Source organism: Clostridium facile (assembly GCF_014297275.1).
GTDB classification, from domain to species: Bacteria; Bacillota; Clostridia; order Oscillospirales; family Ruminococcaceae; genus Massilioclostridium; species Massilioclostridium facile.
The window spans coordinates 2,593,638-2,617,851 of the sequence record NZ_JACOQK010000001.1 but is presented as its reverse complement, the minus strand read 5'-3'; the positions used below and the strand labels follow the sequence as shown (position 1 = coordinate 2,617,851).

20 protein-coding genes are annotated in these 24,214 nt (G+C 39.0%); 5 read left to right on the top strand and 15 right to left on the bottom strand.

Features of this window, described 5'->3' with window-relative positions; translation table 11 throughout:
* Positions 1-191: 191 nt before the first annotated feature.
* The 6 genes from gpmI to H8Z77_RS10890 all read right to left on the bottom strand — a co-directional run bounded on the left by gpmI (position 192) and on the right by H8Z77_RS10890 (position 7,453).
* The gene (gene gpmI / locus H8Z77_RS10915; RefSeq protein ID WP_186997016.1) at positions 192-1,712 is read right to left on the bottom strand and encodes a 2,3-bisphosphoglycerate-independent phosphoglycerate mutase; all 1,521 of its coding nucleotides are present in this window, start codon (positions 1,710-1,712) and stop codon (positions 192-194) included.
* Positions 1,713-1,823: 111 nt separating this feature from the next.
* Positions 1,824-2,594, bottom strand: a complete 771-nt coding sequence (gene tpiA / locus H8Z77_RS10910; RefSeq protein ID WP_186997015.1) for a triose-phosphate isomerase — start codon at positions 2,592-2,594, stop codon at positions 1,824-1,826.
* 117 nt (positions 2,595-2,711) lie between these two features.
* A complete protein-coding gene (locus tag H8Z77_RS10905) occupies positions 2,712-3,923 on the bottom strand; it encodes a phosphoglycerate kinase (RefSeq protein ID WP_069987025.1) in 1,212 nt (403 codons plus the stop codon).
* A 190-nt stretch (positions 3,924-4,113) separates the two neighbouring features.
* On the bottom strand, positions 4,114-4,992 hold the full coding sequence (locus tag H8Z77_RS10900) for a DegV family protein (RefSeq protein WP_186997014.1): 879 nt from the start codon (positions 4,990-4,992) through the stop codon (positions 4,114-4,116).
* Positions 4,993-5,010: 18 nt separating this feature from the next.
* Positions 5,011-5,511 carry a tRNA (uridine(34)/cytosine(34)/5-carboxymethylaminomethyluridine(34)-2'-O)-methyltransferase TrmL gene (trmL, locus tag H8Z77_RS10895; protein ID WP_069987021.1) on the bottom strand — a complete coding sequence of 167 codons (501 nt, stop codon included), beginning with the start codon at positions 5,509-5,511 and terminating at the stop codon, positions 5,011-5,013.
* A 667-nt stretch (positions 5,512-6,178) separates the two neighbouring features.
* Positions 6,179-7,453, bottom strand: a complete 1,275-nt coding sequence (locus H8Z77_RS10890; RefSeq protein ID WP_186997013.1) for an adenylosuccinate synthase — start codon at positions 7,451-7,453, stop codon at positions 6,179-6,181.
* 355 nt (positions 7,454-7,808) lie between these two features.
* Between H8Z77_RS10890 and spoVAC the strand changes: the two genes are divergently transcribed.
* From spoVAC to spoVAE, 3 genes are read left to right on the top strand one after another with little or no spacing between them, the layout of a single operon-like run.
* Positions 7,809-8,252 (top strand): stage V sporulation protein AC, encoded by a 444-nt coding sequence (spoVAC, locus tag H8Z77_RS10885; RefSeq protein ID WP_186997012.1) that lies wholly within the window; start codon positions 7,809-7,811, stop codon positions 8,250-8,252.
* 12 nt (positions 8,253-8,264) lie between these two features.
* The gene (gene spoVAD, locus H8Z77_RS10880; RefSeq protein ID WP_186997011.1) at positions 8,265-9,287 is read left to right on the top strand and encodes a stage V sporulation protein AD; all 1,023 of its coding nucleotides are present in this window, start codon (positions 8,265-8,267) and stop codon (positions 9,285-9,287) included.
* Positions 9,288-9,293: 6 nt separating this feature from the next.
* Positions 9,294-9,650 carry a stage V sporulation protein AE gene (spoVAE, locus tag H8Z77_RS10875; RefSeq protein WP_083256335.1) on the top strand — a complete coding sequence of 119 codons (357 nt, stop codon included), beginning with the start codon at positions 9,294-9,296 and terminating at the stop codon, positions 9,648-9,650.
* A 311-nt stretch (positions 9,651-9,961) separates the two neighbouring features.
* Here spoVAE and H8Z77_RS10870 read toward each other — a convergent pair whose 3' ends face one another.
* From H8Z77_RS10870 to murA, 5 genes are all read right to left on the bottom strand, one after another.
* Entirely contained in the window at positions 9,962-10,546 is a 585-nt protein-coding gene (locus H8Z77_RS10870) for a sugar O-acetyltransferase (protein WP_186997010.1), read from the bottom strand.
* Positions 10,547-10,827: 281 nt separating this feature from the next.
* Positions 10,828-13,257: a heavy metal translocating P-type ATPase gene (locus H8Z77_RS10865; RefSeq protein WP_186997009.1), complete on the bottom strand. Its 2,430-nt coding sequence runs from the start codon at positions 13,255-13,257 to the stop codon at positions 10,828-10,830.
* A gap of 269 nt (positions 13,258-13,526) precedes the next feature.
* On the bottom strand, positions 13,527-14,009 hold the full coding sequence (gene rlmH / locus H8Z77_RS10860; RefSeq protein ID WP_186997008.1) for a 23S rRNA (pseudouridine(1915)-N(3))-methyltransferase RlmH: 483 nt from the start codon (positions 14,007-14,009) through the stop codon (positions 13,527-13,529).
* The gene (locus H8Z77_RS10855) at positions 14,006-14,791 is read right to left on the bottom strand and encodes an MBL fold metallo-hydrolase (protein WP_186997007.1); all 786 of its coding nucleotides are present in this window, start codon (positions 14,789-14,791) and stop codon (positions 14,006-14,008) included. The genes rlmH and H8Z77_RS10855 overlap by 4 nt, the downstream gene beginning before the upstream one ends.
* Before the next feature lie 82 nt (positions 14,792-14,873).
* The gene (murA, locus tag H8Z77_RS10850; protein ID WP_186997006.1) at positions 14,874-16,163 is read right to left on the bottom strand and encodes a UDP-N-acetylglucosamine 1-carboxyvinyltransferase; all 1,290 of its coding nucleotides are present in this window, start codon (positions 16,161-16,163) and stop codon (positions 14,874-14,876) included.
* Positions 16,164-16,694: 531 nt separating this feature from the next.
* Here murA and H8Z77_RS10845 point away from each other — a divergent pair.
* Together H8Z77_RS10845 and H8Z77_RS10840 are read left to right on the top strand one after the other, a co-directional pair.
* The gene (locus tag H8Z77_RS10845) at positions 16,695-17,369 is read left to right on the top strand and encodes an ABC transporter ATP-binding protein (protein ID WP_186997005.1); all 675 of its coding nucleotides are present in this window, start codon (positions 16,695-16,697) and stop codon (positions 17,367-17,369) included.
* 118 nt (positions 17,370-17,487) lie between these two features.
* Complete coding sequence (locus tag H8Z77_RS10840) at positions 17,488-17,733, top strand: IreB family regulatory phosphoprotein (RefSeq protein ID WP_069987001.1); 246 nt, start codon at positions 17,488-17,490, stop codon at positions 17,731-17,733.
* A 78-nt stretch (positions 17,734-17,811) separates the two neighbouring features.
* Here H8Z77_RS10840 and H8Z77_RS10835 read toward each other — a convergent pair whose 3' ends face one another.
* The 4 genes from H8Z77_RS10835 to H8Z77_RS10820 form a co-directional block, all read right to left on the bottom strand.
* Entirely contained in the window at positions 17,812-20,157 is a 2,346-nt protein-coding gene (locus tag H8Z77_RS10835) for a transglutaminase domain-containing protein (RefSeq protein WP_186997004.1), read from the bottom strand.
* The gene (locus tag H8Z77_RS10830) at positions 20,154-21,356 is read right to left on the bottom strand and encodes a DUF58 domain-containing protein (protein WP_186997003.1); all 1,203 of its coding nucleotides are present in this window, start codon (positions 21,354-21,356) and stop codon (positions 20,154-20,156) included. The genes H8Z77_RS10835 and H8Z77_RS10830 overlap by 4 nt, the downstream gene beginning before the upstream one ends.
* 1 nt (position 21,357) lies before the next feature.
* Positions 21,358-22,296 carry an AAA family ATPase gene (locus H8Z77_RS10825; protein WP_186997002.1) on the bottom strand — a complete coding sequence of 313 codons (939 nt, stop codon included), beginning with the start codon at positions 22,294-22,296 and terminating at the stop codon, positions 21,358-21,360.
* An 868-nt stretch (positions 22,297-23,164) separates the two neighbouring features.
* The gene (locus H8Z77_RS10820; RefSeq protein ID WP_069986995.1) at positions 23,165-24,196 is read right to left on the bottom strand and encodes a hypothetical protein; all 1,032 of its coding nucleotides are present in this window, start codon (positions 24,194-24,196) and stop codon (positions 23,165-23,167) included.
* Positions 24,197-24,214 lie beyond the last annotated feature (18 nt).

The following is a 24,214-nucleotide window of genomic DNA, read 5'->3' as shown; positions in this document are numbered from 1 at the left end:
ATAAACGCTTCTAATTCATTAGCTATTTTTGGCATTACCTTCTACTTTTCGTCTCGCATAAAGCCCGCCATTGTTGCGCTACTCTTTCTTTCCAATAAAACTAGAAGTTTTTTCCACATCGAAAGACTCCATAAAAAATGCCCCCTCTTAGATCTAAGAGGGGGATGATTGTCACAACGACTTGTTCGCAATTAATGTTTAATTAAGCTTTGCCCATCCATTTCAGCTGGTTGAGGCAAACCAAGGATTTCCAGCATAGTTGGGGCAATATCTGCCAGTTTACCGCCTTCACGCAGTTCACAATCCATGCCTACTACCGCAAATGGAACTGGGAATGTGGTGTGAGCAGTAAATGGAGAGCCATCTTCTTCATACATTTTGTCAGCATTTCCATGGTCAGCAGTGATCAAAGCAACGCCGCCTTTTTCCAAGATAGCAGAAACGGTTCTGCCAACACAGGTGTCCACTGCTTCTACAGCTGCTTTTGCAGCGTCAAATACACCAGTGTGCCCTACCATATCACAGTTCGCATAGTTTAAAATGATAACATCATATTTGTCAGATTCAATGCGTTTTACTACTTCATCTGTTACCTCATAGGCACTCATTTCTGGTTTCATATCATAAGTTGCAACTGCTGGGGACTTAATCAATGCCCTGTCTTCGTTTTCAAATTCTTTCTCAACGCCACCGTTAAAGAAGAAAGTTACATGGGCGTATTTTTCGGTTTCCGCAATTCTCAGCTGAGTCAAGCCCTTTTTACTGATATATTCCCCAAAGGTATTTACCAAAGACTGTGGCTTAAATGCAACATCTACATTTGGCATAGTTGCATCATATTGAGTAAAGCAAACAAAGTGTACTGGAACCATTCCCTTTTTGCGTTCAAAACCGCTGAAATCTGGATCTACAAAAGTTCTAGTGATTTCACGGGCACGGTCAGGGCGGAAGTTAAAGAATACAATACTGTCGTGTTCCTTTACTGTTGCATTTTCAGCACATACCGTTGGCAGAACAAATTCATCCGTAGTATCAGCCGCATAGGAGTTTTCCATTGCCTGTGTTCCGGATTCTGCTTTTTCTCCTTCTCCGTAAACCATTGCAGCATAGGCTTTTTCCACACGGTCCCAACGGTTATCACGGTCCATGGCATAATATCTACCCATTACTGTAGCAATTTTGCCAACTCCGATTTCGTCCAGTTTGTTTTGTAGTTCAGCTACATAATCAATCCCAGAAGAAGGTGGAACGTCACGTCCATCCATAAAGCAATGAACATATACTTGTTCCAAGCCAGCTTTTTTTGCCAGTTCCAGTAAACCATACAGATGGGTGTTGTGGCTGTGGACGCCACCATCGGACAACAAGCCCATCAAATGCAGGGAGGAATTATTTTCTTTACAATTTTCAATTGCTTTGTTTAAAGCCTCGTTCTGGAAGAACTCTCCATCCTGAATGGATTTTGTAATTCTGGTTAATTCCTGGTATACAATCCGTCCAGCGCCAATGTTGGTGTGGCCAACTTCAGAGTTCCCCATCTGACCATCTGGCAGGCCAACGAGCATACCGGATGCACCAATATCAACACGAGGGCACTCGTTTAAATAATGGTCTAAATTTGGTTTTTTTGCAGATTTAATCGCATTGCCGTAATCGGATGGGTTATCACCAAAACCGTCCATAATAATCAAGGCTAAAGGTTTTTTTGCCATAACTCATTACTTCCTTTCATCTGTGTTATTCCAATTGTGTTTGAGAGTGAAAACCGCTTATCATGTAAAGATGATAAGCGGTCTCTTTCATTGTCAATCTATACGATAGAATTAACCTTTTGTAGCAGCTTCTACGATAGCAGCAAAATCTGGAGCTTTCAGGGAAGCGCCACCAATCAAACCGCCATCAATGTCTTCTTTGCCCAACAGTTCAGCAGCATTTTTTGGATTCATAGAACCACCGTATTGGATAGTCATAGCATCAGCAGCTTCTTTATCATAGATGCTAGCAACTGTTTCACGGATTAAGCCACAAACTTCAGCAGCCTGGTCAGCAGTAGCAGTTTTTCCTGTACCGATTGCCCATACTGGTTCGTAAGCGATTACAATGTTTTTCAGTTGTTCTTTTGTGATGTCTTTCAGAGCCAGTTTTACCTGCATAGCAACCAGTTCAGCTGTAATGCCGTTTTCTCTGTCTTCCAGCATTTCACCAACGCAAACGATTGGTTTCAGGCCAGCTTCAACAGCAGCTTTTGTTCTCAGGTTTACAGTATGGTCTGTTTCACCAAAATATTGTCTTCTTTCGCTGTGACCGATTACAACGTATTCAACGCCCATTTCGGTCAGCATATCAGCGGAAATTTCACCAGTAAAAGCGCCGGATTTTTCAAAGTGAACGTTTTCAGCGCCAACTTTGATGTTGGTACCTTCGGTCAGTTCCATTGCGGTTTCCAGGTTGGTGAAAGGAACACAGATTACAACGCCACAGTTAGCGTCTGCAACCAATGGTTTCATTGCTTCAATTAATTCTTTTGCTTCTGCACGATTTTTGTTCATTTTCCAGTTGCCAGCAATAATTGCTTGACGTAATGTTTTGTTCATGATAGAACCTCCATAAATTCAGTCAAAAAATTTTATTCCTATAAATTAAAAACGGCGTAAGGCGAAAGGGTCTCGCCTCCGCCGTTGTATTTACTGTATCGTAAAAGCAGCAATTAATTATTTATCTTGGATTGCTGCGATACCTGGCAGTTCTTTTCCTTCCAGGAATTCCAGGGAAGCACCGCCACCAGTGGAGATATGGGTCATTTTATCACCAAAGCCCAGGGTGTTTACTGCTGCTGCGGAGTCACCACCACCGATTACTGTTACCGCATCGGTTTCAGCCATTGCTTTTGCAACCGCGATCGTACCTTTTGCCAGGATTGGGTTTTCAAATACGCCCATTGGTCCGTTCCAAACAACTGTTTTTGCAGATTTTACAGCTTCTGCAAACAGTTCCGCTGTTTTTGGACCGATATCCAGGCTCATTTTATCAGCAGGAATTGCATCCGCTGCAACAACTTCTACTGGAATTTCAGCATCAATTGGATTTGGGAATTCATCAGCAATGGTGCAGTCGATTGGCAGTAAAATTTGAACACCTTTTTCTTCTGCTTTTGCCAGCATATTTTTACAGTAGTCGATTTTTTCTTCATCCAACAGGGAAGTACCTGTACCATAGCCTTTTGCAGCCAGGAAAGTATATGCCATACCGCCGCCGATAATCAAAGTATCTGCTTTGTTCAACAGATTTTCAATAACATTCAATTTATCTGCAACTTTTGCGCCACCCAAAATGGTAACGAATGGTCTTGCTGGATCATTGACAGCATTGCCCAGGTACTGCAGTTCTTTCCCAATCAGATAACCAACAGCGGTTTCTTTTACATAATCAGTTACGCCAACAGTGGAACAATGTGCTCTGTGTGCGGTACCAAAAGCGTCGTTTACAAATACATCTGCCAAGCTAGCCAGTTCTTTGCTGAACTCTTCACCATTTTTGGTTTCTTCTTTGCGATATCTAGTGTTTTGCAGCAATACTACGTCGCCGTCTTTCATAGCAGCAACAGCAGCTTTTGCGTTTTCACCTACAACATTATCATCAGCAGCAAATACTACTTCTTTGCCCAAGTGTTCTGACAATCTTTTTGCTACAGGAGCCAGGGATAATTCTGGTTTTGGTTCGCCTTTTGGTTTGCCCATATGGGAGCAAAGGATTACTTTACCGCCATCCGCAATTAATTTTTTAATAGTTGGCAGAGCAGCAACGATTCTATTTTCGTCAGTGATCACACCATCTTTCAGTGGTACGTTAAAGTCGCAGCGAACAAGAACTCTTTTACCTGCGACATTGATGTCATCAACAGTCTTTTTGTTTAAAGAAGTCATATTAGCCATCCTTTCAATCTTAGAAAATCAAAAATATTTGTTCTTCCGTTTAGGAAGAATGTTAACAGAATAACAAACTAATTTATATTATATCCAATTAAGGCAGTTTTTTCAAGTGGTTTCCGGGAAATTTCCGCCTTTTTCCCATTCGGTTATCCAGTTTCACTATAATTCCGAAAAAAACAGTATTTTAGTTGGAATTTTGGCTGCCCTTTACAACAACCGCTACTACCTGAGGCCCAGCGTTAATCGAGATAACAACCCCAATTGGGTAAACGCCTTGCGGCTCCCCACCCAGTGCTTTTTTACATTCTTTCACCAGTTCTTCTGTCTTTTCCGGCTTATCCCCGGACAAAATATAATATGGAGTGTTTGGGGTCATCTCCGCTTTAGCGCGTTTGATTAAATCTGGAATTACCGCTTTTTCCCCACGTACTTTACCCAATACTTTGGATTTGCCATGGTCAAACGTTAAAATTGGTTTTAGCCCCATTAACTCCCCAACAAAGGCTGCTACAGCACTAACACGTCCAGATTTTTTCGCAAATTTCAAATCATAGGTGGCAAAATAAACATGGGCAGAATGAACCCAGTCTTCTACAAACGCAATAATCTCGTTTACTGGAGCACCTTTTTTCGCTTTTTCTGCTGCTTCTATAACCGCATATCCATACACCATGGAATAGGTAGTAGAATCCACAATATGAATTTGAAAAGAATCTTTTGCCTCTGGATGTTCCTCAAAAAAAGTATTTTTTGCCATAATCGAATTCTGATACGTAGCAGAACCACTACTATTGATGGAAATATAAATTAGATCTGTATAACCTTCGTCATAGTATTTTTGGTAAGCTTCTTCAAATTCAATTGGTGTAATCTGCGCATGAGTAGGGATTTTCGTACAACTTTCTAGAACTTCATAAAACTCTTGGGTTTCAAAATCTTCCCGTTCCCGGTATCCTTTTTCCTCAATAGTAATGGGAAAATTCAATATACGGATATTTAGTTCGTGCTCTTTCTCTTTTGGAATATCACAAGCGGAATCCGTCATAATTTTAATTTTAGCCATAGTTTACCTCCATAAAAATTAATTCCAGGTGTATTTTGTCAGCTCGCCAGTGGTCTTTAATTTTGGAAATCCCCATTGGCGCAATACTTCATAGGTAGCGATTGCAACGGTATTGGATAAATTTAAACTGCGGATCATTCCTAGCATCGGCATCCGAACACAATCTTCTGGATGATGGTAGAGTAAATCCTCTGGAAGTCCCGCATCCTCCCGACCAAAAATCAAATAGGAGTTATCCGGATATTCCGCATCCGAATAAATATGCTGGCCCTTTGTTGTAAAGAAAAAGAAATTTCCATCCGCATTTTTCTCTAAAAATTCCGCCAGGTTTTCATAATAGGTAATGTCAAGGTATTGCCAATAGTCCAATCCAGCTCGTTTGAGCTTTTTGTCATCAATTGCAAAGCCCAATGGTTTTACCAGATGGAGCCGTGCGCCAGTAGCTGCGCAGGTACGGGCAATATTCCCTGTATTTTGTGGAATCTGTGGTTCCACCAACACAATATTTAACGTACTCATTTTATTTCCCCCAAATGTCGTCTTCTCTATCCATTAAACTATATTTTTCACTGGAATGCAAGAGGATATCAAAAAATAATCCAATTCAAATATTCTTTGCTCTTTGAAACGACGACAGATACATCAAACTTCTTATTGAATCCTAGTATCCAAAAACAGAACAAATCTGCTTTTCGTAATAAGATCAACGATACTATAATTTTTGATGTATTTTTCTACTTATAGTAATAAAATCAACTAAAAAACAAAAAGTTATAAATAGATTGAAACAGAACCGCTCCTATACATAATTTTTAAAAATACCATATTATCCAACAGTATTGCCAATAATAAAAACGATAATTTTGAAAACGCTTTGTAAAAATTACCGCAAAAGTATTTTGCCTACTCCTAATAAGTTTTATCTTGTTCAAGTTAAGCTATCCATTTATTTCACAATAGATTAATAAATGACTTTCAGACTTTATACACTTATTATTCCAAAAAAAACAATAAACTAGCTTTGAAATAGACCATATACTTACATTGGTTTTGTTCCGTAAAAACCGCTTTCTCTTAAAAACTTTATCAAGATTTTTTCGAATCTCCGATAAAATTTGAGGTTTTCAAAAACAAACAAAAAAGCCGTTTCCCAATTAGATTGGGAAACGGCCGTTCCTTCAAATGGTTATCTCTCTAAGTTCTGGTCTCTGGAAGGGCCTACACCAACCATTTTAATTGGGCATCCACACACTTTTTCCAGATAAGCAATATAATCCTTACATTCCTGTGGCAGTTCATCATATGTTTTACACTTGGAAAGGTCTCCGGAAAAACCAGGTACTTCCTCATAAACCGGTGTGCAATCTTCTAATTCTTGAATATCACATGGGTATTCTGTAAAAATAGTGCCATCCGGTTTTTTATAAGCAACACATACTTTTAAGGTTTCAATCCCACTTAAAGTATCAAATTTATTGATTGCCAAAGCGGTTAACCCATTGGCACGTACCGCATGACGGAGGATCACTGCATCAAACCATCCAGTTCTTCTTGGACGTCCAGTGGTTGTGCCGAACTCGTTGCCACGGTTACGGATCATATCGCCCATTTCATCGAATAACTCGGTTGGGAATGGGCCAGCCCCTACACGAGTGGTATATGCTTTCGCAACCCCAATTACTTCATCAATTACCGTTGGGCCAACACCGGAGCCAATACAGCATCCAGCAGACAATGGATGGGAAGAAGTAACATATGGATAGGTTCCAACATCCAAGTCCAACAAGGTTCCTTGAGCCCCTTCAAACAGAATTTCTTTGTCCTGTTTTACAGCTTCATAAGTCAACACAGATACATCCGCTAAATATGGAGCCAGACGTTTCGCATATCCTACATATTCTTCAATAATAGTATCAACGTCCAATGCCTCTCCACCATAAATCTGGGTGATAATTTTATTTTTTAACGCACCAACAGCAGCAGCTTTTTCACGGAAAATAGATTCATGTACCAGGTCGTACATACGAATCCCACTACGTTCCGCTTTATCCATATAGCATGGACCAATCCCACGGCCTGTAGTACCAATCTGCTTGCCGCCCAAGGCAGCTTCACTTAATCCGTCCAATTTACGGTGCCATGGCATAATCACGTGGGCACGTGGGTCGATTTTTAAGTTGTTGCAATCAATCCCCCGTTGAATTAAACCGTCAATCTCCCTTAAAATATCTTGTGGGTCGATTACTACGCCACAACCAATCAGACAGGTGGTGTTGGGGTATAAGATGCCGGATGGTACCAGATGCAACTTATAGGTCTCTCCGTTGCTTTCCACTGTATGACCAGCGTTGTTACCGCCCTGTGAGCGCACAACAACATCTGCGCGGGAAGCCAAAATGTCAATGATTTTACCTTTACCTTCGTCGCCCCATTGAACGCCGACTACAATTTTTGCAGGCATAAGTCCATACCTCACTTTAACTTCAAAATTAATATTAACTCTTATTTACGAACCATGGATATAAATCCACAACAGTTTTTATTATAACAAACCGCTCACTACAATGCAAGTAAATCACTGCAATTTCTCAAGGTTCCCATCTGTTTTTTTCAACCCAAAAAAGAAAATTCTGTATATTACACAAAGATATAACATTATTTTATAAACCATTTTTCATTACTTGCAAGAAATCAATTTTCAACTGTCAAAAAATATTCGAAAAGTCTCGTCCTGTATAAAACGGAAGGATTTGCTAATAATAAAAATAATTTGGAACTAAAATTTGAAACAATCGTATGGAAAGGGATGGTCTTACATGAAATTAACTCCTACTGAGTACAGCCAAATGGTAGAACAAGCCTCCCCCAAATCACCTTCCGCCAAAAATATTCCAATGGCGTTTTTCATTGGCGGCTTAATTTGTGGGATTGGGGAAGCACTCCGCCAGCTGTATATCGCTGCAGGATTGGGAAAACCCGAAGCCGCTGCTTGTGTTTCGGTTACCTTTATTGGCATTACCGCAATCCTAACAGGGCTAAAGGTGTTTGACAATATCGCCAAAGTTGCAGGCGCTGGCACCATTGTTCCAATCACCGGATTTGCCAACGCAATTGTTTCCCCAGCATTGGAATTCAAAGCAGAAGGTTATGTATTAGGATTAGGCGCAAAAATGTTTGTCATTGCTGGGCCTGTAATTGTATATGGAACAGTTGCCTCCGCAATTTATGGCGTAATTCTATATATCATTCAATTATTTTAAGGGGGAACATTTATGAGGATTGGAAGAAGTACCTTTCAACTGGACCATCTCCCAAGCATAGCTGGATTTGCCGCAGTTGCAGGTAAAAAAGAAGGCGAAGGCCCTTTTGGAAATAAATTTGACATGATATTTCAAGACGGCTTGTTCGGGGAAAAAACATTTGAAAAAGCCGAAAGTAAAATGCAAAAAGAAGCTGCTACTCTCGCAATCCAAAAAAGTGGATTGATCCCAGACCAAATACAGCTTGTTTTCGCTGGGGATTTGTTGAACCAATGTGTGGGCTCCAACTACGGAATACGGGATTTAAAAATTCCCTTTGTAGGATTGTATGGAGCTTGTTCTACCATGGCGGAAAGTTTGGCATTGGCAAGCCTTTCGGTGGATACTAACCTTGTCGATCACGCTTTGGCTGTTACCTCTTCTCATTTTTGTTCAGCGGAACGCCAGTTCCGTTATCCACTGGAATATGGTGGGCAACGTCCTCCAACAGCACAATGGACTGCCACAGCTTCCGGTGCTGTAATAGTGGGGAAATCAGACAAACCACCTTACGTCAAACATGTCTGCATAGGAACCATTGTTGACTTGGAGGTCACTGATATTAACAATATGGGGGCTGCGATGGCACCAGCAGCAGCGGATACCATTAAACGCTATTTGGAGGATACGAAAACAACCCCAGAACAATACGACCTGATCGTAACAGGTGATTTAGGTCAGGTGGGTTCTACCCTGTTAGTACAACTCTTACAGTTGGGCAAGATTGATATCTCACAACGGCACAAGGATTGTGGCCTTTTGCTATACGACCAAAAGACCCAGGATGTTCATGCAGGGGGCTCCGGCTGTGGATGCAGTGCCGCTGTATTGTGTTCCCATTTTTTAAAAGAATTACAACTGGGCAGATTGCAAGATATTCTATTTGTTGCAACGGGAGCTCTGATGTCCACCGTTACCAACCAACAAGGGGAAAGCATCCCAGGAATTGCCCACCTTGTCCATCTTTCCAGCCATAAAGGAAAGGAGAGAGAATAGATGTTATTGGATTGTATAAAAGCGTTTTTGGTAGGCGGTGGAATTTGTGTTATTGGGCAAATTTTAATTGATTACACGAAACTTACCCCTGCTCGAATTTTAGTTACCTTTGTAGTTACCGGCGTTATATTAGGAGCTCTGGGGATTTATGAACCAATTGTCCAATTCGCTGGTGCGGGGGCATTGGTCCCTTTAACAGGGTTTGGATACCTTTTATCCACCGGCGTCCAGGAAGCTGTTGCGAAAAGTGGGCTGATGGGTGCACTGTGTGGCGGATTCACTGCTTGTGCAACAGGGGTAACCGCCGCCATCCTGTTTGCCTTTTTAATTGCATTGATCTTTAAACCGGGTGATAAATCCTAATTTTTGTCTAATATTAAAATCATGAAACGGACTTTATCAAATACTTTATTCCACCAAATTGAACTAGCAAACTAATTTGTAATGAATATTGTTATTGTAAAGCAAAATAGCAGGCATTTTTGTGCCTGCTATTTTTTCATAACATAAGATTCTATCAATAATAAGAGTGATTCTCTTAAATTTAATACAGAAAAGATAAATGGAATAACGCTTGTTCTTATGATTTACTACTTACCGCCCTAAGATTTCAATTAGAAAATAAAATTAATATGAAGTTCTATAAACAGTTCATCTTTTGTCCAAATCAAGAATTATCTGTTTTTTCTTATGATTCTACAAGGGTTTCCATAGGCTATTGTATTACTTGGAATATCTTTAGTCACAACGCTTCCTGCTCCAATTACTACATTGTCTCCTATTGTAACACCTGGCAAAATAATTGCCCCTCCACCAATCCATACATTATCGCCGATGGTTACTGGAGCAGTTTGAGTTTTGCAAAATTGGAACGAATTATCCTCGTTGAGTTCGCCAAATCTATCAGCTGCATTTGTTGGATGAAAAGCAGTATATATTTGGACATTGGGTGCGATTAAGGCATTATCTCCAATCGTAATCTTATTATCATCTAAAAAGGTACAGTTCATATTTATTTCACAGTTGTTTCCAAGATAAATATTGTTTCCATAATCAACATAAAAAGGTGGGGTAATCCATAAATTTTTTCCCCTTTCTCCCAACAATTCATTTAGAATACATTCTTTTTCTTGTAAGTTCTCAGAATCTGTTTGATTGTAATCCCTTATTAAATTCTTGGCTTTGTGCCATTGAGTTAATAATTCAGAATCACTGCAATCATATACTTGCCCTGTCAACATTTTTTCTTTTTCCGTCATAAGATCCTCCAAAAATGTTTCATTTATTCTTATGGTAATTATAACATAGCACTGAAAAAAGATCTATATCCTTATTGGAGCAGTAAATCATCATTTACTTTCACAGCTACTATTGAGGCTCGCTATAGATAATGAAACTTCTATTATGATTTTACAAATAAAAGTAAACCTCCACCATCTAAATAATAACCACAGCAATAAGGCTTAAAGGCATAGCCATATTGTTGTGGTTTTCTATCATCAGTGTACATAAATTACCTGTTGGCACATTATCAGTAATTCTATGAATGTTTTTCTGGGTGATAACGCTTTAAACTGAGGGAATTTAAAACAACCGATACGGAACTGAATGCCATAGCAGCCCCTGCGATAATTGGGCTTAAAAAGCCGAATGCTGCAAATGGGACCCCAATGGAATTATAGATAAACGCCCAGAATAGATTTTGGCGGATTTTGCGCATTGTTTTTCTAGACAAACGGATTGCTTGTGGGATAGAATTCAAATCCCCACGGATTAAGGTGATATCCGACGCCTCAATCGCTATGTCTGTTCCCGTACCGATGGCAATCCCCAAATCGGCTGTTACCAAAGCTGGAGCATCATTAATTCCATCCCCAACCATAGCCACAATCTTACCAGATTTTTGAATCTGTTCTACTTGGGAAGCCTTATGTTCCGGTAAAACCTCAGCTAACACATTGATAATCCCCACTTGTTGCGCAATGGCGTTAGCGGTTTTTTGATTGTCCCCCGTAATCATATAGATTTCCAATCCCATGTCCTTAAGCTGTTGGATCGCCTGTGCGGAACTTGATTTTACCGTATCCGCAACCGCAACAACACCAATCAACTTACCATCCATTGCAGTAAACATCGCTGTCTTACCCTGTTGTTCATATTGGTCCACCGGTTGTTCTGCCATAGAGAAATCAATCTGATGCTGTTCCATTAACCTACGGTTTCCAACCAGTACAGTATGGCCCTCAATTTCCGCAGAAATTCCTTGGCCTGTAATGGATTGGAATTGTTCCGGTTTTGGAATGTTTGGAAGGTTTTGCATACCGTATTGATAAATCGCCTGCCCCAGTGGATGCTCGGAATTTCGTTCTGCCGCAGCGGTAATGCGCAATAATTCCTGCTGTTCCATATCAAATGGATGGATATCAGTTACATCAGGCTTTCCTTCTGTGATAGTGCCTGTTTTATCCAGTACAATCGCATTGATGGTTCCAGCAGTTTGTAGGTGTTCCCCACCTTTGATTAAGATACCATTTTCCGCTCCTTTTCCTGTCCCCACCATAATAGCAGTAGGTGTTGCCAGCCCTAGTGCACACGGGCAAGCTATTACAAGGACGGATACAGCGTTGATAATCGCTTTTTGGATATCCCCTGTGATAATACTCCAAAGAATAAACGTGAGGATGGCAATTCCAATAATGGTGGGGACAAAGACGCCAGCCACTTTGTCCGCAATCTTTTGGATTGGCGCTTTATGTCCCTGGGCATCTTCTACCAAACGGATAATTTGGGATAATGCGGTGTCTTTTCCAATTTTCTCTGCTTCCATTACAAAACTGCCCGCATGGTTCACGGTAGCACCGATCACAGAATCTCCAGTATGTTTTTCTACTGGTAAACTTTCCCCTGTCAACATGGACTCATCAATGGAAGAACTACCTTCTAATATCTTACCATCCACAGGAATCTTTTCTCCTGGACGGATGACAATATGGTCCCCTACTTTTACCCGTTCAATAGAGATTTCCACTTCCTGACCATCTTTTAAAATACGGGCTGTTTTTGCCTGTAGCCCCATTAATTTTTTGATAGCTTCGGAAGTTTTTCCCTTTGCGTTGGCCTCCAAGAATTTCCCCAATAAAATCAATGTAATAATAGTGGCAGAGGATTCAAAATAAATTGGTTTCATATGGCCGTGTGCCACATGCTGGCCAGCATTTAAGAAAAATCCATTGACAATACTCAAGATGTAGGCGGAAGATGTCCCTAACGCAACTAATACGTCCATGTTAGCGGTTCCACTGCGCAACGCTTTGAACGCGCTTTTATAAAAACGGGCACCTATATAGAATTGCACTGGTGTTGCCAAAATTAACTGGGTCCACTCGTTATGCAAAAAAGCGGTGAACGAATTGGCAATTCCAACAGCATTCAACACCATCCCCAAAATCAATGGCGCTGTTAAAATGATCGAAAGGATCAATTGATTTCTGGCATGTTTTAACTCTTTTTGTTTGTTATCCTGCTGTTGGTCTATTTTGGTTTCTTCCCATACAGATGCACCATATCCCGCTTTTTCCACTGCCGCAATCAAATCATCTGTAGTAATGCTATCCTCAAAAGTGACGGCGGCTTTTTCTGTAGCTAGATTCACATTCGCCTGTATGACTTCCGGCATTTTATTTAATGTTCGTTCCACAAAAGCAGAACAATTTGCGCAAGTCATTCCAGTAATCATCAAAGTGACTTTATGAGACTGGGGCTGTATAGTACCATAACCGATTTTACTGATGAATTCATGAATCTGCTGTAACGAGATCCTATCAGTATCAAACTCTATTGTTGCCTTTTCCGTGGCTAAATTCACAGTAGCAGACAGAATTCCTTCTGTTTTATTTAAACGTTTTTCGATAAACGAAGAACAATTGGCACAGGTCATTCCTGTAATTTGTATTGTAGCTTGTTGTTTCATTTGCACCCTCCTCTACCCCCCTAGGGGGTGTCTAAAATCAGTATATACCTTTTACTACAAAAAAACAAGAGGATTGCGAATAAAATTTTTCGCTGTATAGCACATTCATTTTTTGTATTTATGATAATAAAATGAGTAAAACGAAATATTCCATCTCTTTAAAAATATGCTATTATCCTTCCAGAAAAATAAATCTATTATAAATTATTATTTGCGTATTGTTCATAGAAAAACCCAGTTGTAAAAAGTTTTACAACTGGGTACTGTTATTATTTATGATATTTTGTATTTGCAGAAATCGAAAACGCACGATATATTTGTTCCAGCAACATCACACGTGCCAGCTGATGCGGAAAAGTCATAGAAGACATAGAAAGGCGATAATCAGCCCGTTGTTTTATCTGATTAGAAAGCCCATAGGATCCGCCAATAATAAATGTAACCGAACTAATCCCATTTAACGCAACCTGCTCAAATTTTTGAGACAGCTGCTCCGAACTCATCTGTTTCCCTTCAATGCACATAGGGATTACATAACTCTGGGCTGGGATTTTATTTAAAATAGAAACACCTTCTGTTTCAATAACTCGCTCAATCTCTGCCTGATTGGGATTATTACTTATTTTGCATTCATTGATTTCCACAACCGATAATTTACAAAACGCCCCCAACCGTTTGCTGTATTCCGCGCAAGCATCCCTCAAATACTGCTCTTTTAATTTCCCAACACATAAAATCTGTACGTTCATCATACTTCAATCACCTTGCCAGGATTTCGTTCTGGCGCCACTTCCAACCGATAATCCTGTTCAATCATCATCTGGTTTTGCTGTAAATAGGAAACGGAATGCTCTAATGCAATTTGAGGAAGATTATTTTCCTTGCTCAAATGCCCTAATAAAAACCGGCTTGTCCCTTGTTGAATCAGCCATTTTAATTGTTCTGCACAATCCTCATTGGAAAGGTGCCCCTTTTTTGAAAAAATTCGTTCTTTTAAAAAGGGTGGGTAACCGCCGGTAAACAGCATATGTACATCATAATTGGATTCCAGCAACACAAAATCACTGCCCTGTAATTGTTGTTGTACCTCTTCTGATACATATCCTAGGTCAGTACATAAAGCAACCTTTTTTTGCTGGCTAGATACTGTATACCCTAAGCTCTCCGCGCTATCGTGGGAAGTATGGTACGCCCGAATCTCCCAATCACCAATCTGGACTGCTCTGTGGTTGATTTCATATAGCTTTGTTGTGGGGGAAACTGCTTCTTTTTTTAATAATTCGATCAGTGTGCCTTTAGAGCCATAAACAGGTACCTGATATTTTTCTGTCAGTTTCCGCAAACCGCTGATATGGTCACTATGTTCATGGGTAATAAAAATGGCTTGTATGCCATCTGGATTTAATCCGGCCAACCGCATGGAGTTAGTATAATTACGAATACCAAAACCAGCGTCAATTAAAATACCGTGGTTTCCATCCCCTAAATAGGTACAATTTCCTTTGCTGGAACTACAAAGAGAATAAAATTTCATCGCTGCCCCCTGCTGTACTTCCGAAAAAACAACAGGTCGGGAATCAACCGGCCTGTTATTGTTACTTGTTGTATCATATTAATTACAGTGCTTGCTTCAATTCCGCACCATCTGGAATAATGACCTTTTTGATATCAGCACCTAAATGCTGCAATTTTTCGACGATATCACCATATCCCCGTTCAATGTGGTGAATATTTTCAATCTCAGTTGTTCCTTTTGCAGAAAGCGCCGCAATTACCATAGCAGCACCGGCGCGTAGGTCGGTTGCTTTTACAGGAGCTGCGTGCAATGCCCCGCAGCCTTCAATCACAGCTACTTTTCCATCTACTGAAATATTCGCACCCATACGGCGTAATTCATCCACATATTGGAAACGATTATCCCATACACCTTCGGTTACAATACTAGTACCCTCTGCCATTGCCAGCAAAGTAGTAATTTGCGGCTGCATATCGGTTGGAAAACCTGGATGTGGCTGGGTTTTTACACTGGTACGCTGTAAATTCCCATGAGAAATCACACGGATACTGTCATCATATTCCTCAACAGTAACTCCCATTTTAACTAGTTTGGAAGTAATGGATTCCAAATGTTTTGGAATTACGTTTTTAATTAAAACATTCCCTTTGGTTGCGGCAGCCATCACCATATAGGTTCCAGCCTCAATCTGGTCAGGAATAATGCCATAGGTAGTGCTATTTAACTTTTCCACTCCACGCACTTTGATAACATCAGTACCTGCGCCCATAATATCGGCACCCATAGAGTTTAAAAAATTTGCTAAATCCACAATATGTGGTTCTTTGGCGGCGTTCTCAATAATGGTCAACCCTTTTGCTTTTACAGCAGCCAATAAGACATTAATCGTAGCTCCAACAGAAACCACGTCAAAATAAATTTGGGTTCCCAAAAGCCCTTGCTCCGCTTTTACGTCAATCATACCATGATCAATGGTATAATCCGCTCCTAGCGCATTAAATCCTTTTAAGTGCTGATCAATCGGGCGCACACCAAAATTACAGCCTCCAGGCATGGCAACACTAGCACGGTTAAATCGTGCAAGCAATGCTCCCAAAAAATAATAGGAAGCACGCATATATTTTGCCATTTCATATGGAACCACCGGCTCTGTCACATAGGTAGTATCAATTTCAAATGTATTGTTGTTGATGGTACGAATTTTGGCTCCCATTGCGCGTAAAATATTAAAGCCAATGGTAACATCACTAATATTAGGAAGGTTTTCCAGAATACATGGGCCTTCCGCCAACAGTGTTGCAGGGATAATTGCAACAGCCGCATTTTTTGCTCCGCTAATTTCTACTTCTCCAGTTAAGGGTTTTCCACCGTTTATCACAAATTTTTCCAAGCTTATACGCCTCCGCCTTGATCTGTTCCTGAGTGTATCGTTCCAATTACACCAATCCAAATCTTTATTCTATAATTTTAGTTTGCTCAGAAACACTATTTTTATTTCCAGTTCGTTTATTCCAAAATTTTTTTGTCTATTTTAACGAAATTTATGTTTGATTCTCGCCATTATGTCCACTCTATAATCTAATGATATTAAGCGCTGTTTTCTATATCAAAATGAAAATTCAATGGTATTATTATCCTTTTATTTTTGTCGTAATTATAAATATTTTATAACCTTATCAAGTATATCAAAATGGCCAGGAAAAGTCCAGTATTTTTTTCAAAAAGTCCAGTAAAATCGCCTATTGTAACAGTTTGTAAGTAAGCTGTAATCATTGCGTAAATAGATCATGAATTTTTAAAAACAACTATGTTATTAATATGAATTTTTTCTAAATTATGAGCTATAAAAATTGGCTTAGATGGATACATATTTTTGCTTTGATTTTTGCATACTATAAAATATGAATGCAAGGAGGACGCTATGCTAATTGAATTACAGGAAGCTACCAAAATATATCCAATGGGTGAAGAAACGATCTGTGCTATGGACCATATCTCTTTTGGCATCCAGAAAGGTGAATTTGTATCCATTATTGGATGTTCTGGTTCGGGAAAATCCACATTAATGAATATACTAGGTTGTTTGGACACCTTAAATTCTGGTAAATACTTCCTAGATGGGGAAGATGTCGCCTGCTTTACTCAAAATAGGTTAAGTAAAATCCGCAATGAAAAAATAGGTTTTGTGTTCCAAAGCTTTTACCTGATTCCTAACCTCACCGCCTTAGAAAATGTAGAGCTCCCCTTAAAATATCAAAATATACCAAAACACCGTCGCAAATTGTTAGCTGCTTCTGCACTACATCAGGTGGGTCTGAACACCCGTATGCACCACCGACCAAATCAATTATCTGGAGGACAGCAGCAACGGGTTGCTATCGCAAGGGCAATCGCTTCTTCCCCACCTATTATATTGGCGGATGAGCCCACTGGTAACCTGGATAGTAAATCTGGTAATGATATTATGGAAATTTTACAAATCCTTCACAACGAAGGAAAAACTATTTTATTGATTACACATGACCCAGCAATTGCCAACCAAGCGCAACGCACTTTAAAAATTGCAGACGGGAAATTAGTCGATTTATCAGTTTAAACAAAGGAAACCCTCTTTTTAAAAATTTTTGGAAACTTTTTTACAAAAAAACTTGTGTATTCCATTCAAATGAAGTATAATAAGAAGCATGAAAAGATTTGATAGGAGGGTGTACAATATGCTTGATAAAACAGTAACTTTTTCTGTACATGATGATAAAGAGTTGGAAATGAAACAGATTTTAACCACCGTATACGATGCGTTAAAAGAAAAAGGATATAACCCTGCCAATCAAATTGTAGGCTATATTTTATCTGAAGACCCAACTTACATCACCACATATAATAACGCCCGCAGCCTTATTCGAAAAATCGACAGGGATGAACTGCTGCAATCTATGGTAAAGGCGTATTTGGCTGATTAATCATCTTGTATCAATAAATGAAGGCACAGGAAGCATAGCTGTTTCCTGTGCCTTTTTATATGTTATCGTTTGAATCTGTTAAATACGATGAGCGATATATTTATTCCAAAAGAATCCAAACCGTTTTTGTTCCAAACGAATCCTGGTTTCGAAAAGATGATAGCTGTTATACAACTTTCTAGCATCTTCTTCAGTTGTCTTTGTTTTACTGTAAATACATTGGGAATACAACTGCCCTGCCTGGCATAGCTCCTTTGCTAATGTAGGGTATTTGGCAGCCAAACGCCTAGTAAAGGAAACCGGTGTTTCGTCTTGCTGTATTTCCACACCAATATATTTTCCTAAACGAACCAAACAGGTAAAACTAAATTGCGCCAGTTGTTCTGGTGTACCTTGAACAGCCTTTTGCTCTTTGGAAATCCGTATTCGGTAACGAACCAGCAATAACAGTACAATCAATATTATCATACCAATAAAAATCCAAATTGGCAATGGTACCAATGCACTTGTATTATTTTGATTCTGCGTAGTAGATTGCTGTTGTTGCTGATCCTGATTTCCAGCCGGTGCGTCAGACGGAGCAACACCATCTTGCCAGATTGGAATTGTTGGGTTTTCCGATTGCGCCGCCTGCGTTTGATCAATACTTAAACCTAACTCAGCCAGATGGGATTCCATCTCTTCCCCACCATCCGATGTTATTGTAATATTTGGTTTTTCGGATGCAATCGCTTCCTGATAAGCGTAAGGAGGCGTTGCCTCAAATTTACACCAACCATATCCAGGCAGGTAGACTTCTGCCCAAGAATGATAGTTGCGCAACCGAATAATATGTTCTTCTTCCGAAGATGCCACTGGCATATGGTACCCAGTTACATATCGAGCGGGTAAACCAACACTACGGGATAAGATCACCATTGCAGAAGCAAAAGAGTTGCTGTAACCCTGCTTTTCCTCAAATAAAAAATGGTCCACAAAATCCTGCCCTTCTTCGGGGTCGCTGGGGTGCAATGTATAAGTATAATGTTCAATCAAATAATCACAAATTGCCTCTGCTTTTTCCGAATCTTGTTTAATACCACTAGTAATCTGTTTTGCTAAATCCATAGTACGCTTTGTTACACTGGAGGATAGTTGGGTATATTGTTGCTGGATAGACGCTTCATAACCATTTAGGTTTTCTTGGTTCCAACTGTCATAATGAGTTAAGTCCTGATGATTAAACACCTGATTTACCGTAATTTGCTCGATCTGATAGCGGTCCAATGCGGAAGAAAGATTCCTCCTTCCATACATCTCCTGTAAATGCTCCTGGTAATAGGTTACCGCCATCGTATCATTGCGCTTTAATGGAGAACTGAGTAAAAACTCGCCCATCTGATTTTCGTAAATATCCCGACGTCCAACCTGATCAAAAGTTCCAGACAGTCTGGGAACAAAAAGCCGGTCACTTTCCAATAAATATTGAATTTTGATCGTGTCAGCATGGATGCTATCCGTATTAAAATCCGAAGCCTGGATACTTTTTAACGAAGCGATATCCACTGTTTGATCATCTTTTTCAAACTCACCTTGCTGTATGTTCGATTTTTGCCAGCTATGTCCAGTATACACATCTGAAATACCGCCATATAAATCCATATATTCTTGTTCTGTTGCTACTTTTAATAGCGGCTGCTCCTCACTAGGAAAGCTGCCCAACAAATTTTCCTCTTGTTCCTCAAATGGGATTTGTTCGGAAAATTCCCCCAAAATTTCTTGGTCAATCCAATCACGGATACTTTCATACTCGAACAATCCTCGGGCATTTCCCAGTAAATTCGAAAATGGGGTAACAATCAATACAGTGCATATCACCGCTATAACCGCAACAGGAGCACCATGCAAAACGTAAGACCCAAATCCATCCTTAGAACCATGTTTTTTTACAAAATTGTTGCTGATTAATAAAACGGTTATCACAAATAAAAAGCCAAATAAAGCAACAGTATTGATATTTCCCTGGGTAACCGCTATCAGGTATAACACAATGCCCAAAATCGTAAGAAGATAAAAGTTTAGTTTATGTTTTAAACTAAGGATTGTAAATAGCGACAAAACAATCATAATAACAAATGTTAACATCCACATTTGATCATTTTGTAATGCCTGTCCAAATATTAGTCCAGAAAAACAACTTATTACCAGCTTTCCAATTGGAAAGAAAAGCAGCAAAATAATTACAATACCGCCACCAATCAGCTTGGTATAAAGGTTCCACAATGAAGCAAGTCCTATGAAACTAACCACAAAACTAATTTCGAATAGCTGAAGAGAAGATGCCGGCAATAACGCAAAGCTGGATACTGCGCATCCAACTGACCAACAATAAATTGTGCTGAGGATAAGATAAAAAAGTTGATCCTGCAATTTTATTTTTGTCATTGTATGGATTCCCTCCCGTATTCTGTTACCTGTTCTAATTGGGAGCGAATTCCCCGCCCATGTTTGATTTCAAAACAAGGGATGGCACGTTGAACCAATAATTCCTTCCATTTTTCTTTGGATTCATAATTTGGGTCGCTATAAACAGAACAATAAAAAACACCAAATGTTTTTTCCTCTACCTGCTGTTCAAAAATATAATCCACTAAGGGTTCGTCTAAAGCATTGGTGACAATTAAAACAGTTCCATTATTTTCCCGATGCTGCATGGTTTTTAAGAGTGGTACAATTTCGATTTGAGATTTGAAAGGAAGAAACGCCGCTAATTCCAATAAATCTACTACAGAACGTTCTTCTCCACAGGAACGGATCTGATCATCAGCATATACTAATTGCACTGGTACACTCGTATCTTTACTTAAATAATGTAATAGCGAGAGCCCCACCGAAACCATCCGATCTTCCAATTCCAAACGGGTATCCTCTATATATTCCATAGGGGTAAGATCAAACAATACCGTTGTTTTTTCCTGGTTAAAATGCTCATAATGTTTTACCAGCAATTCGTTCCGTTTTGCGGATGCTTTCCAGTGGATATCCTTCATATGATCCTGTGGCTGGTACTGTTTTAATTCCGCAATGGAAGTATAGTCAACTTGGGTAAATAAATCCAACTTATGGCTGGTAGAAGTTCCAACAGGAATTTGTAACTCTTGTAGAGAAGTCAATTTTGGAAACACCTTACAGGTCAACAGCTCCCCGATCTGTTTTTTCCAAAAAAAGATGCCGAGGAAGTCATAAAATGTAATGGATTCTAATCCAACCTGATATCTACCGCGGTATTTTCCAGTTAAAATGTAGTTCAATTGCTGTTTATGTTTTGCGCTGCAATAGCTTTCTTGTAAATCCCCCAATACTTTTGTGTCAGAGGAAAAATCTAATTTTAACAAGGGGCAAAAACTATTTTTACAAAATATTGTAATTTGATAAGTAATACGCTGCCTTTTTTGCAAGGAATCCTGTGATAAGGATTGCTGTATTTCTAGCCGACGAAATGTAAAATAACCTTGCAAAAAAGAAAACAGCAATAATGCCAACAGCAAAACAACAAAAGAAACCGTTGCCTTACCAGGAATACAAACAGCTAACCCAATGGTAAAACATAATAAAATACCATATGCAATCCGATTTTTTAACATATTAACTCCTTGGTACTGCTGTCTTTTTGATTAATTCCTGCAAAATCATTTCTACACTGATTTTTCTACTTTTGGCTTCCTGTTTTAACCGGATACGATGGCATAACACATAAGGGGCCATTTTTTGTACATCATCCGGTATCACATAATCCCTGTTATTATAGTACGCCCATGCTTGGGAGGCTCTCATTAACGCAATAGAACTTCTTGGGCTTGCACCCAACAAAACATCTTCCTGCCTTCTGGTCTGACTCACTAAATGAACAATATATCCAATCATATTATCATTGATATGAACCAGTTTTACCTCTTCCTGAATTTTTATCAGTTGTTCTGCTGTTACAACAGGGGTTAGGTCATCTAATGGATTTTTTTCATAAAAATTTGCCAACATCTCACATTCTTGTACCAAAGAAGGATACCCCAATTTAATTCTAATAAAAAACCGATCCAATTGCGCTTCTGGCAAAGGGAATGTCCCCAAATATTCGATGGGGTTCTGTGTAGCAATTACCATAAAAGGCTGAGGTAATTCCCTCGTTGTCCCATCTACAGTAACCTGGCGTTCCGCCATTACTTCCAATAAACTGGACTGGGTTTTTGGCGATGTACGGTTAATTTCATCCGCTAACACAATATTGCTCATTACCGCTCCATCCCGGTATTCGAATTGACCAGACTGCTGGTTATAAATAGAAAAACCTGTAATATCAGATGGTAAAATATCGGGTGTAAACTGGATACGATGGAAACTACAATCGATTGACTTTGCTAAAGCCCGAGCAAGGCTGGTTTTACCTACACCAGGAATATCCTCAATTAAAACATGGCTATCGCATAATAATGCCATTAAAACCATCTCTACGGATTCCCGTTTCCCTACAATCACTTGTTCGATGTTATCTAGGATGCGATGTAAAATAGTTGTTTGATTCTCCATAGTTTTCCTCCAACTTGATTGTTTTTCCTTTTCTTTAAACCGTTTAAACGAATGATTTTGCTCAGTAAGCATTGGCTTGTTTTGTTTTATCCACCAAATTAAAGCATACTTAATCGTTCTTAATAAAGAATATCAAAAAATCCACAAAAAACAGATTTTTAACCCTATTTTCTGTAGAACGATTAAGTATATTAAATCTGATGAAAAGATGTTTTTATATGCTGGTTTCAATAGCTGGAATCAAAATTAATATGCTGTGTCATTTTCAGAGAATTTATGTTTTATTTTCCCGAAGATCATAACTTTATTGATTCCAGTATGTTCTATCAACGTACACATAAATAAAACAAAATCCTACATTTATTTTAACATGTTATAAATGGAAAAGCAATCCTATTGGCATTTTAACCAAATTTTTCCTCTATTTAAATTTATTTGCTTTTTGCCTATTTTTATCCATTTTTAAAAACCTTATATTGTATATTTTATCTGATAAATACTTTTATTTCTAAAAATTCTTTTTTCTTTTTCACCATTATTGTACTCTACATGCAAACCAAAAAGTTTATTTTTAAAATTTTGTTTAAATAAACTATTACAATCGCATAAAATAAAATTACGATAGATACTACATTTTTAAGGAGCAAATCACTAATATGTAATTGTTGTGTTTTTCTCTTTCTATAATTTATTAGAAGGGCATGATGTGCAATCTCGTTATAAAAATAACAACATTTTATTTCTGATATGACATCGTTAAAAAAACTATTTTTATTTCGATAAAACCAGATTTTATTTTAATCAAAGCAAACAAAAAGGCTTATACCACTTGCTGTAGTATAAGCCTTTTTATTACATTCTTATGGAATTATGCTTCCATACCTTTGTTATATACTTTTTTAGGGGTATATTTTTTAATCATGCTGTTATTTACTTGAATATCGCAGTTTTCATCTGCATATTTCAGCATTTCTTCTTCAAACTCTGGTAATTTCATACGGTTGATGGTGGAGGTATTTGCAGAAGTTACTTCCGCTTCATCCGCCATATGGTCGGAACGTTGAATGATATAGATACTCGATTCCAAATCCAACAATATAGCAGGGCCGCCGATTTCCGCACCAAATACAGCATCCCGTAATTCTGTTAATACCTCATCAGTATCATACATATAGGAGAAAGCCAAAGTTGTATTTTGGTTATTCATGCTAGTTTGGTGTTCCGCATACACATCGTCAATACTTTCACCATTGTTGATGCGTTCCAGATATCCCTCTGCTTTTTCCATCAGATCCTGGTTATTCTTTTCAGCGGTCTCATCATCGCCGCTGTCTTTTTGCAATGGGATTGCTTTATATTTTGCAGCGTGCTCAGAATAATATTGTTTCATTTCCTCATTGGAAACTTCCTGTGTACCGCCTTCCCCATAAATGTTCTGGAACAGTTTACTTTGTTTGGATGCCAGCAACATCACTTCGCGGAAAGAATCCTCACTGATCCCTTTTAAATCATACGCATAATAAGTTTGGTACTGTGGATAGTAAGAGGCGATTTGAGCGTCCAAAGTTGACAACTCTTCCTCAGATAATTCCAAGCCCTCTTCTTCAAATTTCTGATTTACCGCCATATAAATTTTAGCCTGTTTTTCAACATCATCAAGAACCCAATCACTTATAGACTGATCCCCTATTTTTTGATCAAACAAATCTTCTGTGGATTTCATATCTATCTGGTTGGTAGCGTTTGTAATGGAAGTCATTACAATATCAAGATAGGACCCAGACCCCAAAGAATAATTATCAGTTTTCATCACCCATTCAGGGCTGCCGTTACACCCTGTTGCGGATACAGCTAACACAGCAGCTACGGCAAAAGCTGCAAATTTCTTTACTAAAGACATTTTATTTTTCCTCCAATA